General features: G+C 54.0%; 14 protein-coding genes, 1 tRNA gene and 1 other annotated feature. Of the genes, 4 read left to right on the forward strand and 11 right to left on the reverse strand.

Translation table 11 applies throughout. The features are described from left to right. Positions 1–237: 237 nt before the first annotated feature. From rplL to rplS, 8 genes are all read right to left on the reverse strand, one after another. Complete coding sequence (gene rplL, locus JUK32_RS25895; protein WP_204141769.1) at positions 238–642, reverse strand: 50S ribosomal protein L7/L12; 405 nt, start codon at positions 640–642, stop codon at positions 238–240. 71 nt (positions 643–713) lie between these two features. Continuing rightward, positions 714–1,280, reverse strand: coding sequence for a 50S ribosomal protein L10 (gene rplJ, locus JUK32_RS25900; protein WP_204141770.1), 567 nt, complete (start codon positions 1,278–1,280; stop codon positions 714–716). Between the two features lie 68 nt (positions 1,281–1,348). Then, positions 1,349–1,503 (reverse strand) — a sequence feature (ribosomal protein L10 leader region). 50 nt (positions 1,504–1,553) lie between these two features. Then, on the reverse strand, positions 1,554–2,270 hold the full coding sequence (rplA, locus tag JUK32_RS25905; RefSeq protein ID WP_204141771.1) for a 50S ribosomal protein L1: 717 nt from the start codon (positions 2,268–2,270) through the stop codon (positions 1,554–1,556). A gap of 102 nt (positions 2,271–2,372) precedes the next feature. Then, a complete protein-coding gene (gene rplK, locus JUK32_RS25910) occupies positions 2,373–2,798 on the reverse strand; it encodes a 50S ribosomal protein L11 (protein ID WP_204141772.1) in 426 nt (141 codons plus the stop codon). 3 nt (positions 2,799–2,801) lie between these two features. After that, positions 2,802–3,473 carry a transcription termination/antitermination protein NusG gene (gene nusG, locus JUK32_RS25915; protein WP_204141773.1) on the reverse strand — a complete coding sequence of 224 codons (672 nt, stop codon included), beginning with the start codon at positions 3,471–3,473 and terminating at the stop codon, positions 2,802–2,804. Next, entirely contained in the window at positions 3,474–3,719 is a 246-nt protein-coding gene (gene secE / locus JUK32_RS25920) for a preprotein translocase subunit SecE (RefSeq protein ID WP_204141774.1), read from the reverse strand. A gap of 132 nt (positions 3,720–3,851) precedes the next feature. After that, positions 3,852–3,924: transfer RNA gene (locus JUK32_RS25925), tRNA-Trp, on the reverse strand. A 54-nt stretch (positions 3,925–3,978) separates the two neighbouring features. Further along, the gene (rplS, locus tag JUK32_RS25930; RefSeq protein WP_204141775.1) at positions 3,979–4,341 is read right to left on the reverse strand and encodes a 50S ribosomal protein L19; all 363 of its coding nucleotides are present in this window, start codon (positions 4,339–4,341) and stop codon (positions 3,979–3,981) included. Between the two features lie 392 nt (positions 4,342–4,733). Here rplS and map point away from each other — a divergent pair, with 392 nt between their 5' ends. Beyond that, positions 4,734–5,564 (forward strand): type I methionyl aminopeptidase, encoded by an 831-nt coding sequence (gene map / locus JUK32_RS25935; protein ID WP_204141776.1) that lies wholly within the window; start codon positions 4,734–4,736, stop codon positions 5,562–5,564. A gap of 61 nt (positions 5,565–5,625) precedes the next feature. Here the strand turns inward: map and JUK32_RS25940 are convergent, their stop codons facing one another. Continuing rightward, positions 5,626–7,509 carry an energy transducer TonB gene (locus JUK32_RS25940; protein ID WP_204141777.1) on the reverse strand — a complete coding sequence of 628 codons (1,884 nt, stop codon included), beginning with the start codon at positions 7,507–7,509 and terminating at the stop codon, positions 5,626–5,628. Positions 7,510–8,126: 617 nt separating this feature from the next. On the opposite strand from JUK32_RS25940, the gene acs reads away from it, so the two are divergent. Together acs and JUK32_RS25950 are read left to right on the forward strand one after the other, a co-directional pair. Next, positions 8,127–10,097: an acetate--CoA ligase gene (gene acs, locus JUK32_RS25945; RefSeq protein WP_204141778.1), complete on the forward strand. Its 1,971-nt coding sequence runs from the start codon at positions 8,127–8,129 to the stop codon at positions 10,095–10,097. Between the two features lie 267 nt (positions 10,098–10,364). Further along, positions 10,365–11,921 carry a glycosyltransferase family 39 protein gene (locus tag JUK32_RS25950; RefSeq protein ID WP_204141779.1) on the forward strand — a complete coding sequence of 519 codons (1,557 nt, stop codon included), beginning with the start codon at positions 10,365–10,367 and terminating at the stop codon, positions 11,919–11,921. A gap of 314 nt (positions 11,922–12,235) precedes the next feature. Here the strand turns inward: JUK32_RS25950 and JUK32_RS25955 are convergent, their stop codons facing one another. Continuing rightward, on the reverse strand, positions 12,236–12,985 hold the full coding sequence (locus JUK32_RS25955) for an RNA polymerase sigma factor SigF (RefSeq protein ID WP_239113115.1): 750 nt from the start codon (positions 12,983–12,985) through the stop codon (positions 12,236–12,238). Between the two features lie 574 nt (positions 12,986–13,559). On the opposite strand from JUK32_RS25955, the gene JUK32_RS25960 reads away from it, so the two are divergent. Further along, complete coding sequence (locus tag JUK32_RS25960; protein WP_204141781.1) at positions 13,560–15,257, forward strand: glycosyltransferase family 39 protein; 1,698 nt, start codon at positions 13,560–13,562, stop codon at positions 15,255–15,257. A 321-nt stretch (positions 15,258–15,578) separates the two neighbouring features. Here the strand turns inward: JUK32_RS25960 and pyrC are convergent, their stop codons facing one another. Beyond that, entirely contained in the window at positions 15,579–16,607 is a 1,029-nt protein-coding gene (gene pyrC / locus JUK32_RS25965) for a dihydroorotase (protein ID WP_204141782.1), read from the reverse strand. Positions 16,608–16,627: the final 20 nt, after the last annotated feature.

Raw genomic sequence — 16,627 nt, forward strand, 5'->3', positions numbered from 1 at the left:
GATGATACAGAAAACTTTCGTAAATCGCTTGGCGAAATTGGCGTCGTGTTTCAAGATGGCTTGACATCAGTGGTAGAGCATGAAGATTAATATCCTCTACTACTTTCCTAATCTTCAGTCATCCCGATTGCCCAAAGTCCAGTTGGGAGAAATCTGCATTCCCCCACAAAAAAACTCCACAGCTCAATGTTGCTGTGGAGTTTTTTAGATCATACATGCGCCATGCGCGATCGCTGCTTACTTGAGAGCGACTTTGGCACCAGCATCTTCAAGCTGCTTCTTCGCATCTCCAGCGTCATCCTTAGAAATGCCTTCTTTGATGGCTTTGGGAGCAGACTCCACGATTTCTTTGGCTTCTTTCAGACCCAAACCAGTCAAACCGCGCACCACCTTGAGGATGGCGATCTTCTTATCAGCGGGCACTTCTTCCAGAACCACGTCAAATTCAGTCTTCTCTTCCTCGGGTTCAGCGTCAGCACCAGCGGGGGCACCGGGCATCATGCCGGGCATCATCATCATGCCGCCGCCAGAAGCAGACGCATCAACGCCAAACGCTTCTTCGATCTGCTTGACCAGCTCAGAAGCTTCCAACAAAGACAAAGATTTCAGTTCTTCAAGAATTTGATCAGTTTTTTCAGACATGAGGTCTCTCCTAAGTACAAATCGCGAACAAATCAGTCACGAAACAATTGGACAAGTCACACCAAGGCCGACTACGCCGCCTCTTGGTCTTTTTCGGACACGGCTTTGACGGCACGCACCAGCGAAGATGGAACTTCTTTGATGCCCACGGCCAATTTCTTCGGTACCGCATTGGTACCCACTGCCAGCTTGGTCGGAACGGCATTGATGGCACCAGCGATGCGGGCAATCAACTCTTCTCTCGTTGGCAGTTCGGTGATGGCGTCTAGTTCAGCCGTGCTCAAGGCCCGACCTTCCATCACACCACCGCGAAGTTCAGTCTTCTTGGTGTCTTTTTGGAAGGCTTTGTAAGCCTTAATCGCCCCACCTAAATCCTCTTGAACTAGCAGAAATGCCGACGAGTCCTTAAGGAACTGCGTCATCGGCTGCCAGTTCTCGTCATTTTCAACCGCAATCCGCATTAACGTGTTTTTAGTCACTTTGCAGATTGCGCCTTTTTCCCGCAGGCGATCGCGCAAGTCAGAAATTTGGGCCACAGATAGACCTTTAAAGTCAATCACCATGGCCAATTGAGCTGTGCTCAAAAGCTTCTGTAACTCAGCGACAATCTCCTTCTTATTTTCGAGCGTTCTACCCATTTCGGTCTCACCTCCTTATTGGGTTGAGAGCCAGTCGTCAATCAGCTTTCTGCCCCGATCTAGTCAAACCAAGCATCAAAAAAGCCCCGATAATCACCGAGGCTTTAGAACACTTCCTAGATAAGTTGCGACGTCAAGCAGCAAGCTATCACAGCAAAAGTATTTCCAAACCTCGGTAGGACTTATGAATGCCTACTGTCTTCGGTTACTCATTCAATTGGGAACTGAATTTGTATCCGTAGCGTTATCCCAAATCACGACAAAAAACCAAACCTAGTCAGTCTCCGCCAGCTTATAGTCGCGCAGAGCACTAATATCAACTTCAATCGAAGGACCCATTGTAGCAGACACGTACATGCTTCGCCAATACCGTCCTTTTGCCCCAGACGGCTTATTGCGATCCACACATTCTTGAAGCGCCTTCAGATTTATCAGCAAATCTTGGGCGTCAAAACTAGCCTTGCCAAATTGCACATGCACAATGCCGCTCTTATCGGCTCGAAATTCGAGCTTACCCGCCTTGAATTCTTCAATTGCGGTGGGCAAATCGGTCGTTACAGTGCCCCCCTTGGGAGAAGGCATTAAGCCACGGGGACCTAGCAAGCGACCCAACTTAGCAATTTTTGGCATCATGTCCGGGGTTGCGATGAGGACGTCAAAGTCCATCATGCCCTTCTGGATATCATCAATCAGTTCTTCAGAACCAGACAAGTCAGCCCCCGCATTGGTCGCTTCGGCGACTTTCTCTCCCCGCGCAATCACGGCAACGCGCACAGTTTGGCCGGTGCCTTTGGGCAAAATCACCGTCGTACGCAGTTGTTGATCGGTGTATTTAGGGTCAATGCCGAGACGGATATGCGCTTCTGCTGATTCTGAAAACTTTGCCGTGGCTGTTTCCTTGAGCAAGGTAAGCGCTTCCAGCGGTTCATATGGGCGGTCTTCCACCTTTTCCAGCAGGGCTGTCAGTCGTTTAGAAACCTTTCTTGCCATTGTTTAATCTCCTTGGGGTACTCACGAAGGAAACCTTCTCCCCCACTAAATGAACAATCGAGCGCTCAGCGATCGCCGATCTTGAAATAGTCAACGATGAATCTAGTCAGCGACGGTGACGCCCATGTTGCGGGCAGTACCTTCCACAATGCGAATTGCGGCTTCAATGTCGTTAGCATTGAGGTCAGGCATTTTCGTTTCCGCAATCTCTTTTAGCTGAGCGCGGGTAATAGAACCCACCTTCTCCTTGTTCGGCTGACCGGAACCCCTCTCAATCCCGATCGCTTTTTTGATCAACACTGAAGCGGGTGGCGTCTTCAGAATAAAGGTGAAACTCCGGTCTTCAAATACCGAAATCTCCACCGGTACCACCAAGCCTACTTTTTCTGCAGTCCTAGCATTGTACTCTTTGCAAAACGCCATGATATTGACGCCATGTTGCCCCAAAGCTGGGCCAATGGGTGGTGCTGGGTTAGCTTTTCCCGCAGGAATCGCCAACTTAATCAGTGCAACTACCTTTTTTGCCATCGATCAACTCTCTTTTTGTACCTGATTAAACTCTAGTTCCACCGGGGTATCGCGCCCAAAGATGGAGAGCAAAGCCTTTAATTTACTACGTTCAGGGCTGACTTCAATGACTTCCCCTTCGAAGTCTTTGAAGGGGCCGGACAGCACCGAAATGCGATCGCCGGCTTCCATATCGACCTTCACAACTGGCTGCTGCTCTTGGGTCTGCTTGAAGATGCGCTCTACTTCCGATCGCCCCAGCGGCATGGGTTTGACATGACCCCGACCCCGCCCAATAGCCCGACGCTGCTCAGCGCCCACAAAATTGATGACGTGCGGGGTGTTTTTAATCACCAACCAAGCATCTTCAGGCACTTTCCACTCTTCCAGAGTTTCGTCCCGCTTTTGCTTAATCTTGATAAGCACATACCCCGGAAAGACTTTCTCCTCGGCATCGATGTGCTTGCCGTCCTTGCGCACCTTCTTGACTGGCGTCTGAGGAATCTCAATCTGGATGATATCGTCAACTACATCTAGCGTTTGCAAACGCTGCTCCAGGCTGGCCTTAACTTTTTTTTCGCAGCCAGAGGCGACCTGAACCGCATACCAGCGTAGAGGTCTCTTTCTCTGAGAACCTTCCTCTGCTTGCGAATGTTCTAGCTCTTGCCCCGCATTAAAGTCTGCGTCTGAAACCATTTAAAATACCTGCCTTGAGGCCCAGCCAAACAGCTGATCAATCAGATAGATCAGAGTTGCCGAAAGGCTAACCATCAAAATAACTGCCGCCGACTCGCTAATAAGCTGCTGCCGAGAAGGCCAGACGACTTTTGCCAACTCGTCTTTGGTGCCTTTTAAGAAAGCCACCGCATTAGCATTTGAGGACGACTGCTTGGCCGACGCCTCAGGAGTGCTTTCTTTTTTTTCAGCTTCTTTCTTAGCCACGCGAATCGCCCTATAAAGTCCAAAATCGAAACGACATCAACTGCTATTTTGACAAGAAATTATTATTCAAACATCACCAAGCCCAAAGATTTTGCGGGCAAAACCTTTGGGTCAGTGGTGCTATTCACCCAGCGCGCCCTCGAGGACTCGAACCCCGGACATCAGGTTTTGGAGACCTGCGTTCTACCAACTGAACTAAGGACGCATGTCAAAGCCCCGTGGGGGACTTAATAGTATCACGGATGACCTGGCCCGACCCCTACAAACTCCGGTCAAACCGCTGCTTGAGTCGGGTCGCCTTACCCACGCGATCGCGCAAATAGTAAAGCTTGGCACGACGAGCCTTGCCTCGACGCAGCACCTTAATGCTGGCGATCAGCGGCGCGTGCACCAAAAATACCCGCTCCACACCAACGCCCTGGAAAACGCGCCGAACGGTGATGGCCGCGTTGATACCGCCGCCACGCTTAGCGATGACCGTACCCTCGTAAGGCTGGATCCGTTCTTTGCCCCCTTCCTGAATACTGACGCCGACACGGATAGTATCGCCCACGTAGATTTCAGGAAGATCAGTCTTGATGTAGTCCGCTTCTAGCGAACGAATAGCTTGCTCGGCATTCATAATTTTTAGAAAAGCGCACAGTCTTTAATACTAAGACAAGCTGTTTATAGTTGTCTAGCCCCAACGACAAAGAATTATGATTCACTCCGTTGAGGGCGATCGCGGACATTTGCAACCGCCAGACAACCTGCCACATAGTGTCGGAATCTCAAGTTACACTGCTTTCTAGCGAGTTGTCTAACACTTAGGGGTTACTGGCGGTGAGCATTCGCGAAAGTTTTCGTGAGTATCGATCAGGCGACCTTGGGTTCTGGTTGCCGGGGCTGAGTTGTCTCAAGGTGACAGCAGCTGAGCGCCGGCCGAACTCCCGAGTTCCTGAGCTTTCGTGCAAGTAACGTGAATTCACACCTGAGCGAATATCCAACTTTTTTGAGGCTGCACCGATTTAATTTATGAATTTGTTGTCCCAACTGCTTTCCCGACCGAGTGCTCAAACCCAAGCCAGACGGCGGCGCGTTAAGGGGATTGAGCTCAAAAATGCCGCCGAGATTGCGACGATGCGGCAAGCTGCCAATATCGTGGCGACCGTGCTGCATGAAGTGGCCCAGCGAGTGCAGCCGGGAATGACGACGGCTGATTTAGACACCTTTGCAGAAGCTCGCATTCGTGAACTGGGGGCAACGCCCAGTTTCAAGGGTTATCACGGGTTTCCTGGGAGTATCTGCGCTTGTCTGAATAATGAGGTGGTTCATGGTATTCCTCGACAGCGCAAGGTGATTCGGGCGGGCGACGTGCTCAAAGTTGACACGGGTGCTTACTTTGAAGGGTTTCATGGTGATTCGTGCATAACGATTCCTGTGGGCCAGGTGTCGCCAGCGGCTCAACGCTTAATCGAGACGGCGGAGGCGGCTTTATACGCTGGCATTGAGCAGGTCAAAGCGGGGAACACGCTGATGGACATTGCCGGGGCGATCGAGGATGTCGCTAAAGCCGCCAACTTCAGCATTGTGGAGAATTACGTGGGACATGGGGTCGGGCGCAACCTGCATGAACCGCCGTCGGTCTTCAATTTCCGTACCCGGCAGTTGCCCAATGTGCGGTTAGAAGCGGGCATGACGCTCGCGATTGAACCAATTTTGAATGCGGGTAACAAACACACCCGGACGCTCAGCGATCGCTGGACGGTGGTAACCCTTGATCGCTCAATCTCAGCTCAGTTTGAACACACAGTGTTGGTGACGGAAACGGGGTATGAAATTTTGACTGATCGCAGCGGTCTCTAGCGATTGGCTCCAGCAGTCCTTGAACAGTCGGCCAACCCACCGCTAAATCGTGAAGCCGTTACTAATCGCGGGGATCAGCAGTCCAAAATACGACCAGAGTGCTGGCCGCCTCATTCCTTAAAGGAATTACTGACGCCAAGAGTTGCACTGCGCCGTTGAGTGACATCTGAATCAGGGGCGCACCGCAATATTCGCCAGCATCGGCCGCTTCAGTGGTATACAACCGTGACAACGTGCTTGGCACTTGGTCCGCCGCCTCCGACAAAATAAGGGCATCGGCGGCGGTTTCAACGGGGCGAAAAGTTTCAGTGGTGAGATCAGCCAAGAAACAACTTTGTTCAATGTCCACCGGCCAACCGCTTTCTAGCGAAGCGGCGGCTAGTGCCAGTTGTTGATTCAAGCTACCGACTGGGGAGGCTGCCACCCGTTGTCGGCCAGTTTCTAATAAGGTGGTTTGCTGCGGTGGATTAAAGGCGATCGCGACATCGCTGCCTGGATCGCTGGGTGGCCTTGCATCTGGATTGCTACGGTCAAGGGTGCTGTCGGGCGGGCGGTCAAACGTATCTGATTCTAGTGATTGGCAGTCATCGGCGTCATACGCAATTGGCACCTCGATCACCCAGATCTGCGGCGCGTCTGAGGGAGTAAACGCCACGGTTTTGACTAACTCACGGGCGCGATCGTCAAAGTATTGATAGCCCGTGGATCGTAATGTCACAGGGTCACTGCCCAAGGTACCGTCAGGCTGCACCAGGACGCCCACCTCGACCTGCTCTTTTGGGTCCACGGGCAAACAAATGCCGAGCGGATACGACACATCCGGGATAAAGCCTGCCCATTTTGGGATCTCCAGATCATCGTCCTCAGGCAAGTCGATCGCAGCTGACTCGCGCAAGGTTTGCAACCAGGCTGCTTTCGTCGCGTCAGCCGCTCGGGGCGTGGTGACAGCTGGCCCCACATAGCTTGCCAAAACGGTGAAATAACCATCGGGCAGGCGATCGACGTCAGGGGGCCAGTCACAGTCGGTGTCGTCGTAGTCTACGGCAAGCTCAACTCGGTAAGCTCTGGGTTCAGCCACTTCTGGATATGCATACTGCCGCACTCGGTCTTCAGCAGCGTTATCAAAGGCGCGGTACTGGGTCTGCTGAACGAAGGGTTGATAGGAGTCGAGAGTACCGTCACCATCCACCAAGACTAATATTCGTGCCGCATCTGGGGGCGCTGGCAAACAAATGTTGGCGGCGTACGGTAAAGGCTCGAATATTTTGAGCGGACGGATTTCTAAGTCAGCAAATGTAGGACCGCGATCCCGTAGACTCTGCAACCATAGCTCTCGTCTTTCTGCCGCTTGGCCCTCGGTTAGTTGCAAGCCACTGTAGGTTTTGAAAATTTCAATGTAGTCGCCAAATGGGTCAGCCTCAGCAGCAGTGGCATCGCCAGGGCGATCGGGTGGTCTGCGACCAATGTCACTGGTGGCCCGACCGTCGGTGGGAGACGGCTGCGGATTGGGCTCGGTGGCCTGGTCAGCATTGGGCAGGTCACCAATGAGTTCCGGTGAGCCGACATTATTTGGATTGGGTGAAGGGCGATCGCTCGGGCGGCGATTCCCGCTTTGGGGATTTTGCTGGCGCGGCGCGGCGCGGCCCGCTGGGGCCGTGGCCGTGGGACGAGGGGTGGCACTACTAGGCCGAGCCGTTTTGACTGTCCCAGGGTCGGTGTTGGCCGCAGTGGGTCGCTCCGACGGGGCATCAATTTTAATTACTGCCACCCCGTCTTCCTCTGGATCCGGAGGCGGTAGCAATTCCTCTTCCGCTGGCCCGGTAGGAATGAATAAAACGAGACCATGCAACCCCAATGAGACCAGCAACATCGGGGCAATGAGCCAGCGCCACTGCGGCAAGGTCGAAGTCAGCTTCGGGGGAGTCGGAATGCGGTCTTGCGCCATGGTCTAACAAAACAGTTGGAAAAACGAAGCTAATCACAAAGGCTAGGGATCACGCGAATCCCAGCGAGCGGGGGATGGCAACCTTGGGGTGATGATCACCCACTGGGTTGGGCGCGGTGCTAACAACAACCAGGTCCCCAACTGGATCACCCCACAAATGAGCGTAACGGAATTAAATCCGCCTTGCGATCGCGCCCCAGTTGGAACAATCTATGATGGCATCTTTATGATTCTCAGACCGCCAATTGCGAGTGACCACACTCAACCGATCCATGGGCCTACAATTGGCCGATGGTGGCTGAAATATTGACGTCGCCACTGTCTGATTTTCTCCCCGCAGCGAGCGAATTGTTCACCATCCTGCAAATTTGATGTCCCAGACGGAGACGGATCGGTTCCCCGTGTCTGATTGCCGAGCGACGATTTCCGTAAAACTCCACGCAATATCAGCGGCTGTAACCGCACGGTTGGCACTGCTGATATCGGCGACAATGCTTTGCCGAATTTAACAAAATTGCACAGACCAATCTTGCTGTGTCAGGAAACACAGTATGGTTTGAAATGAGCCTGCTTGCGACAGCACTCGTCCTCAACTTTCGCAGTTTTACATCACTGTTATGTCTCAACCGACGATTGAATCGATTCTCAACGAAAAGCGCTTGTTTGAGCCCGCCGCCGACTTTTCTGCCGATGCTCGCATCAAAAGCATGGCGGAATACCAGGCCCTTTACGACAAAGCCGCCGCTGACCCCGCCGCATTTTGGGCCGAACTAGCGGAGCAAGAACTGCATTGGTTCAAAAAGTGGGACACCACGCTGGACTGGCAACCGCCCTTTGCCAAATGGTTTGTCGGGGGCAAGCTCAACATTTCTTATAACTGTCTGGATCGACACCTGACCACTTGGCGGCGCAATAAAGCCGCCCTGATTTGGGAAGGCGAGCCGGGCGATTCGCGGACGCTGACCTATGGCGAACTGCACCGCGAAGTCTGCCAAATGGCCAATGTGCTTAAAGACCTGGGCGTGAAGAAGGGCGATCGCGTCGGGCTGTACATGCCCATGATTCCTGAAGCGGCGATCGCGATGCTGGCCTGTGCCCGCATTGGCGCACCCCATACGGTAATTTTTGGCGGCTTTAGTGCCGATGCGTTGCGCGATCGCCTCAACGACGCCGAAGCCAAACTAGTCATCACCGCCGATGGTGGCTTTCGCAAAGATAAAGTGATTCCCCTCAAAGCGGCGGTGGATCAAGCCCTAGAGAACGATTCGGTTCCCAGTGTCGAGAACGTGCTCGTGGTTGAGCGCACCAAATCCGGTGTCCCCATGGTCCAGGGGCGCGATCACTGGTGGCACGATCTCCAGCCCACGGCTTCCGGCGACTGCCCCGCCGAAGAAATGGACGCCGAGGACATGCTGTTCATCCTTTACACCAGTGGCACCACGGGCAAACCCAAGGGCGTCGTCCACACCACGGGCGGCTACAACCTGTACACCCACATGACCTTCCAGTGGACTTTTGACCACAAAGACACGGACGTTTACTGGTGTACGGCAGACGTGGGCTGGATTACGGGCCACAGCTACATCGTCTATGGGCCGCTGTCGAACGGGGCCACCAGCCTGATGTACGAAGGCGTGCCGCGACCCTCTAATCCCGGCTGTTTTTGGGATGTGGTGGAAAAATACGGCGTCAACATCTTTTACACCGCCCCGACCGCCATCCGCGCCTTTATGAAAATGGGCGAGGATGAGCCGAAAGCCCGTGACCTGTCTTCCCTGCGCATTCTCGGCACCGTGGGAGAACCGATCAATCCCGAAGCCTGGGTGTGGTATCAGCAGGTAATCGGCGGCGGCCACTGCCCGATTGTCGATACCTGGTGGCAAACGGAGACAGGCGGGTTCATGCTGACGCCGCTGCCAGGAGCCACACCCACTAAACCCGGTTCCGCGACCAAGCCCTTCCCCGGCATCATTGCCGACGTGGTGGATTTGGATGGCAATTCCGTTGGCGACAATGAAGGGGGCTATCTAGTGATCAAGCATCCCTGGCCTAGCATGATGCGGACGGTCTACGGTGACGACGATCGCTTCCGGCGCACCTATTGGGAGCACATTCCGCCCAAAGATGGTCAGTATCTGTACTTTGCTGGGGACGGGGCGCGGCGCGACGAGGATGGCTATTTTTGGGTGATGGGCCGCGTGGATGACGTGCTCAGTGTCTCGGGTCACCGCCTGGGCACCATGGAAATTGAGTCGGCGCTGGTATCGCATCCGGCGGTGGCGGAAGCTGCCGTAGTGGGTCGCAAAAACGAGATTACGGGTGAGGAGGTGTTTGCTTTCGTGACGTTAGAAAGTCATCACCAACCCAGCGAAGCGTTGAAGGGCGAGCTGAAGCAGCATGTCATTAAGGAGATTGGCATCATTGCTCGGCCCGCCGATATTCGCTTTGCGGACTCGCTGCCCAAGACGCGATCGGGCAAAATCATCCGTCGCTTCCTCCGTAACCTCGCGAGTGGCGAAGACATCGTCGGCGATGCCAGCACGATGGAAGACCAAAGCGTCCTCGATAAACTCCGCCAGGGGGCGTAAGGGCTGAGGATCGTTGAAGGGGGCTCTAGGTGTCGTCGCGGAGCTGCTGCAAAATCGCCTGGGTGGTGGGATGCTCAGAGAGCTGATGGGTTTGCCTAGCTGTCAGGGCCTCGCGAATCGTACCCATGAAATTGTTCAGGAAATATGCCCCAGCTGAGCGATCGTTTCTGTTGGCTACGCAGTCTGGGGAACAGCCACGGTCAAATATGATGCTTTGAGAACGTTTGTTTGCCCTGCCGCCCCGCTTGATCTGCTACCCAAACCACCATGAATGCTTTTGTTTTGCGCCGCTACTGGCCCATTCTTGTCATGCTGCTGGGCTTGCGGCTCGTTTACTGGCTGGGGGCGTTTCCCAATCCCGATGAGGCGTATTACTGGCTGTGGGGGCAGCACCTCGACTGGTCATATTTTGATCATCCTCCTTGGCATGCGTGGGTGCAGGGTGGATTTACGGCGGCTTTCGGGCGATCGCCGTTTGTCCTGCGGCTCCCCAACTTGCTCACCACGGGCTTGCTGCTGTGGCTGTATGGGGTCATTTGCCAACGCTTGTATGGTCGTCAAGGGGCAAACGCCTTTGGTCTTACGGTCTTACTGCTGCTGTCTTCGCCATTATTTTTTTTGTTTTTGGCGATGGCCTGGCATGACCATTGGCTGATCTGGTTTGGGACGGTATCGGGCTATTGTCTGATTCGCTTTCTGAGCTGCGATCGCCCCCCAGTTTATGCCTGGCTGTACGCCGCTGGACTGCTCATGGGATTGGCCGGGCTATGCAAATATGTTGCACTGCTCCTCGGTTTGGGCTACTTGGTGGCGATCGCTTCCCACCCCCGCTGGCGATCGCTCTTTACCAACGGACACCTGTATGGCGCGATCGGGCTGGCGCTGCTAGTGATGACCCCAGTCTTTTGGTGGAACTCACAGCATGACTGGGCTTCATTTCAGTTTTACCTAGGCCGTAGCGTACAGGCCGAGTCGTCCACGATTGATTGGTTTGGGCCGATTGGGTTTGTGTTGCTCAGCGCCTTACTCTTTGGCCCGCTGCATAGCTGGCTCACCTGGCAATGCCGTCAGCGGGGATTGATGTCGCCATTTGGGGCGACCTATCAGCGAGTCGCGTTCAGCGTTTTCGCCACGTCTTCGCTGCTGCTGGCGGCGTTGTCCCTGATCGCCCCTGTGCTGTATTACTGGAATATTTTGGCCTACCCGCTGTTGTTGCCGTTGCTAGCGGGGCATTTTCTTAGCCCCCAGCGACTCCACGGAGTGCGCGATCGCCGCCTGCTCCACACCACCCTGGGCTTAGGTATCGTTGTGGCGACTGTATTGGTAGTTCACTTCACCTTCATGCCGCTGACAGCCCTGATTTCAGACACCGGCGATGATGACACCCGCATGGTTTACGGCTGGCTGCCAACCGCTGAGTGGCTCAAGCGCGAAGCCGCCGCCTTCGCCGAGCCGCCACTGTTATTGACGACAGATTATCGGTCAGCTTCAGCCTTGGCTTACATCCTGAATGACCCGACGGTGCTGGCAATTTCAGGTCGCGTTGATCAATTCGACTTTTGGTACAAGACCGCTGAACTCAATGGGCGATCGGGTCTGTTACTAGGAGATGACTGGCATCCGATTTGTCCAACCCACCTGACGATGTTTGATGAGACGACTTCGCCCACCACGTTTTCAGCGCAGCACTGGGGCACTTTTATCAAGCAATACACCCTGGTGCGCGGGAACGACTTTCAAGCTGAGGGAATGACCGCTGATCCATTCAGCCCTGAGTATCCGCTGGCCTTCACCACCGATGGCGAGCAGTGTGCGTCCCCGTAGAGGCAACCAGGACAATTGACAGGCAGGCGCTGACCAGGCAAGCGTTGCATTCAAGCGTCGAGGGTAGCCTCAATCCGACAACGCCGACCTGACAACATCAGTATTGCCCAAACGCTGGCAACCGAATCCCTAATCCCTGCTCCTAACCGTGAGGTTGAACGAGGGGCAGGCAGCGATCGCCCAAGCCGCCAGCAGGCACACAAAAAGGAGCACAGCTAATACGCCATGCTCCTTAAAGACACCCTATACGCAAGTTTGGTTGTTTCCAACCCAGTCAAAACGAGACTTCAAATAACTGAATAATTGACCTGGACTTATGGCTCAGTTTGCAAAGCTTGAGGCTGCAAAAAGGCGACCATCTGGTCGATACCGCGTTGAATGCGGCGGGTCACTGTCATGGGGCTCACGCCAATCCGTTCGGCGACTTCCTTGCGGGATAGGCCATTGAAGAACACATATTCAATGGCGGAACGAGTTTTGTCTTCCAGTTGAGCCATGGCTCGCTGCAACTGCTGACGATCTTCTTCGAGCAACTGCATCCGCAGGTAGTAAGTATCGGGCAGCGTATCGCCTAACGTGATGCTGGAATCAATCTGGTGGCAAACGGTGGCATCGAGGCTCAGGGGCATCCGGTTCTTGCTGGCCATTTTGACTTCACGCCATTCTTCAACCGAGACGCAGAGCGCTTGAGCCATTTCATGATCGTTGGGTTGGCGGCCCAGTTGGCGAATCATTTCGCCTTGGCACTTTTGAGCTTCTTTTTGCAAGTCTTGCCAACGGCGGGGAATCTTAACGGTAGTGCCGCGATCGCGCAGGAAATGTAGCATTTCGCCGCGAATGTAGGGGACGGCAAAGGAGCTAAAGGCACAGCCTTGCACCGGGTTAAAGCGCTCGATGGCACGAATCAGTCCTAAATAACCAATTTGCTCAAGGTCTTCATAGGGCTCAGAGCACTGATGGCTGACCCGGTGGGCAATCTTTCTCACGAGGCCAGCATTCAAACGAACCAAGCGATTACGCAATTCAACAGAAGGCTGATGTTTGTATGCAATCAGCATTTCCATACCGCGAGAGCGAAGAGAAGCAGAAGTCTGGTTAGCCATTTCGATGGATTTCCTTGCGTTTAGAGCGACAGTTTTAGGAAACTAGATTCATTTTCAACATCTAGCCCGTATAACACCATCGTTGTTATACGGGACTCTCAGTACACTGCCAAAAAAGTCTCCGTAGATCTGCTGAATACATATTTGGATAAGCATGTTCAAGCCTGATATGAAAGGGATTCAGAGCCTCCTCTAGAAGCCAAATGCCTTCCGTAATTATGCGAATTTTGATTTCGAGGTCAAAAAAATCCGGATCAAAATAGTTTAAATCACGGAATCTTTATAAGAGTTTCTGGAAAAACTTTTTTTTGTAAGGGCTCAAAAAGACAGTTGACATCTTTCGGTTAAAAACTGTCAAAAAACCCATGATCTGATCTCGAGAACTGGCAATGAGCTTTAAGAAATCTTGCCCAAAAAGGTAGCTGTCTTCACACTTTCTAAATAACAGCTCACTTTGTAAACTTTTGATAAGGCTGGCGTTGTCGGCTGGCCGAACATCCCGGATCTGGGCTGCTGATTATGCGGTTGTGCAGATTTGTCAGGGCGACACGAGCCCGACCATGACTTGGTTGATGCTGATGTGCGAAATCGCCATCAGCAGGTGAGAATCTTGTTACAAACGCCTGCCACCACCTGCATGATCTCAAAATTGACGGCCCGACAAAATGACTGGACTTGGTTGTTGCTGCTATGGGGAGCGGCGCTGTTGCTGTGCTGCATCGATTTAGCGGGAGTGCCGCTGCGGGACTGGGATGAGGGCACGGTCGCGCAAGTTGCCCGAGAAATGAGCCGAGGAGGCACCTGGTCAGCGTGGTTACATCCCCAACTATGGGGCCAGCCGTATCTCAACAAACCGCCGCTGTTGCACAGTTTCATTGCGGTCAGCTTCCAACTCTTTGGGGTGCAAACCTGGGCGGCGCGACTACCCGGGGCCATGTTGACTGCGACTTCGGTGCCGATGCTATATCTGCTCGGGCGTGAGATCTTTCCCGCCCGGCTCTATGCCCTGATGGGGGCAGGAGCTTATTTGACCTGGTTGCCAGTGGTGCGCCATGGTCGTTTAGCCATGCTTGATGGGGCAGTGGTGTGCTTTTTTATTACCCTGCTCTGGTTGTTGCGGCGATCGCAGCGCCAACCGTGGGCCTATCTGGGGGTGGGGGGGTGTTTTGCGGCGATGTGTCTGACCAAAGGTATTTTGGGGGGCTTGTTGCTAGCGATCGCCCTCCTGTGGGTGCTGTGGGATGCGCCGAAGGAATGGCGATCGCCCTATCTATGGGGCAGTTTGGTGCTGGGGGGCATCCCGGTACTCGGTTGGTATGCCCTGCAATGGCAATACTATGGCGACCAATTTATTGATGTCACGTTGTTGAACCAAAACTTTAGTCGCGTTTGGGAGACTGTCGATGATCATCAAGGCCCACCGTGGTATTACCTACTGGAGCTCTTGAAATATAGTTGGCCTGGGCTGATTTTTTGGCCCACAGGATTGTGGTTGACCTGGCGATCGCGCTACACCCCTTGGGCCAAGCTCATCTTGGTCTGGACAGTGGTTTATCTGCTCACGATTTCCGTGATGAGCACCAAACTGCCTTGGTATATTTACCCACTGTATCCGGCCATGGCGATGACGGTGGGGGTAGCCCTCACCGCGACGTGGAATCGCCACCGACACTGGAGCGGGCGCGAGTTAACGCTAAAACGGATTCCCCTGGGTTGGGCGATTTTACTCGCTCTATTCAGTGTGGGCGGGGCGATCGGGCTCGTTTATGCCAGTCCATGGGGACCAGAGCCTTCACTCGCCTTGGCGGCTACTGGTCTGGGCATCATGGTGACGACGGGCCTCGCGGCCTACCTAGCGGCCCGGCAACAAACGCGCTTTATCCCTATTTTGCTCATTGGCCTGTATGCGAGTTTCCTCACCTTAATGCTGTCTGACCATTGGCTATGGGAGTTAGGAGAGGCGTTTCCGGTCTTGCCAGTCGCTAATCTGGTCAATGCGCAGGTGCCCCCCGAGGCAGCTTTATACATGGCGGATTTTTACGATCGCCCATCGCTGGATTTTTATTGCGATCGCCGCGTCGTCGCCCAACCGTCAGCGGTTTTGCTAGAAAATTGGCCCCAAGCAACGCCGATGTATGTGTTGACTCAGAATCTCGAACCCTATCAAAGCGGAGCCCCCCAGACGACAGCCCTGGGGATGGCTGCCGATTGGTATTTGGTCGTGAATCAGTAACCGGTGGGAACCGGCAATCACCGGCAATTCTCCGGTGCGCCAGGGCTAGATTTAAGCTCCTCAACCGCGGGGCAGGTGAATTATCAATTATCGGGCGCATGATCTACGCTGCATCTTGTGACGCTAGCCGCCGCAGAGTTGCGCGCAGTTGACCCGGAAACGGTAGGAGATTTGCTGCCAAATCCTAGCTGATATCAAATCCGGATCACATAATCCCGATTCCAAAAAGAACAAACCGTAGGGGCGAATGGCATTCGCCCCAGGCAAGCGGGGGTAACTAAGAAGGATTTGGTATGAGAGCCCGCCCAAGTTGGGTGCGATTTAGACCATTTGCCACGTCATCTCTTCTCCGGCTTTCAGGGGCACCAGTGCCGATGTTTTCAGCGGTACGGCCTCGGGAATGCGCCAGGTCTTTTTAGTCAGAGTAATTTGCTCGATATTGCGGGGCAGTTGGTAAAAATCGGGGCCATGAAAGCTGGCAAATCCTTCTAATTTATCCAGGGCGTCAACGCTTTCAAACGCTTCGGCATAAAGCTCGATCGCATGGAGGGCCGAAAAGCAGCCTGCACAACCGCAGGCACTTTCTTTAGCGTCCCGCGTGTGGGGAGCGCTGTCGGTCCCCAAGAAAAATTTGGGACTACCGGAAGTCGCCGCTTGCAACAGGGCTTGGCGATGGGTTTCGCGTTTCAAAATGGGCAGGCAGTAGTAATGGGGACGCAGGCCGCCTTGAAACAGCACGTTGCGGCTAAACAGCAGATGTTGCGGGGTGATGGTGGCGGCTACCCGATCCGTAGCGTTGACAAACTCCACGGCGTCGGCGGTGGTCACATGTTCCAGCACAACGCGCAACTTTGGAAACCGCTCTTTCAAGGGCACCAGATGCTGTTGAATGAAGACCTTTTCCCGATCGAACATATCCACCCCGGCCTCGGTCACTTCGCCGTGCAGCAGCAGGGGCAGATCGACTTGTTGCATCGCGTCAAACACGCGATCGCATTTGCGTATATCCGTCACGCCCGAGTCTGAGTTGGTGGTCGCCCCAGCGGGATAGTATTTCACCGCTTTGATGAACGACGTGGCTTGGGCGGCGAGGATTTCGTCAGGACTGGTGTTATCGGTCAGATACAGCGTCATCAAAGGCTCAAAGGTCTGCCCTGGCGGGATCGCCGCGAGAATGCGATCGCGATAGGCGGTGGCGTCAGCTACGGAACGCACCGGCGGTTTGAGATTGGGCATGACAATGGCGCGGGCAAACTGGCGCACGGTGTAAGGCAGCACCGCCTTGAGGGTAGCGCCATCGCGTAAATGTAGGTGCCAGTCGTCGGGCCGAGTAATGGTCAGTTCTGTCATAGGCCCATCATACGGCGCAG

Origin of the sequence: Halomicronema sp. CCY15110 (genome assembly GCF_016888165.1) — a bacterium.
In the GTDB taxonomy this organism is placed as follows: Bacteria; Cyanobacteriota; Cyanobacteriia; order Phormidesmidales; family Phormidesmidaceae; genus Halomicronema.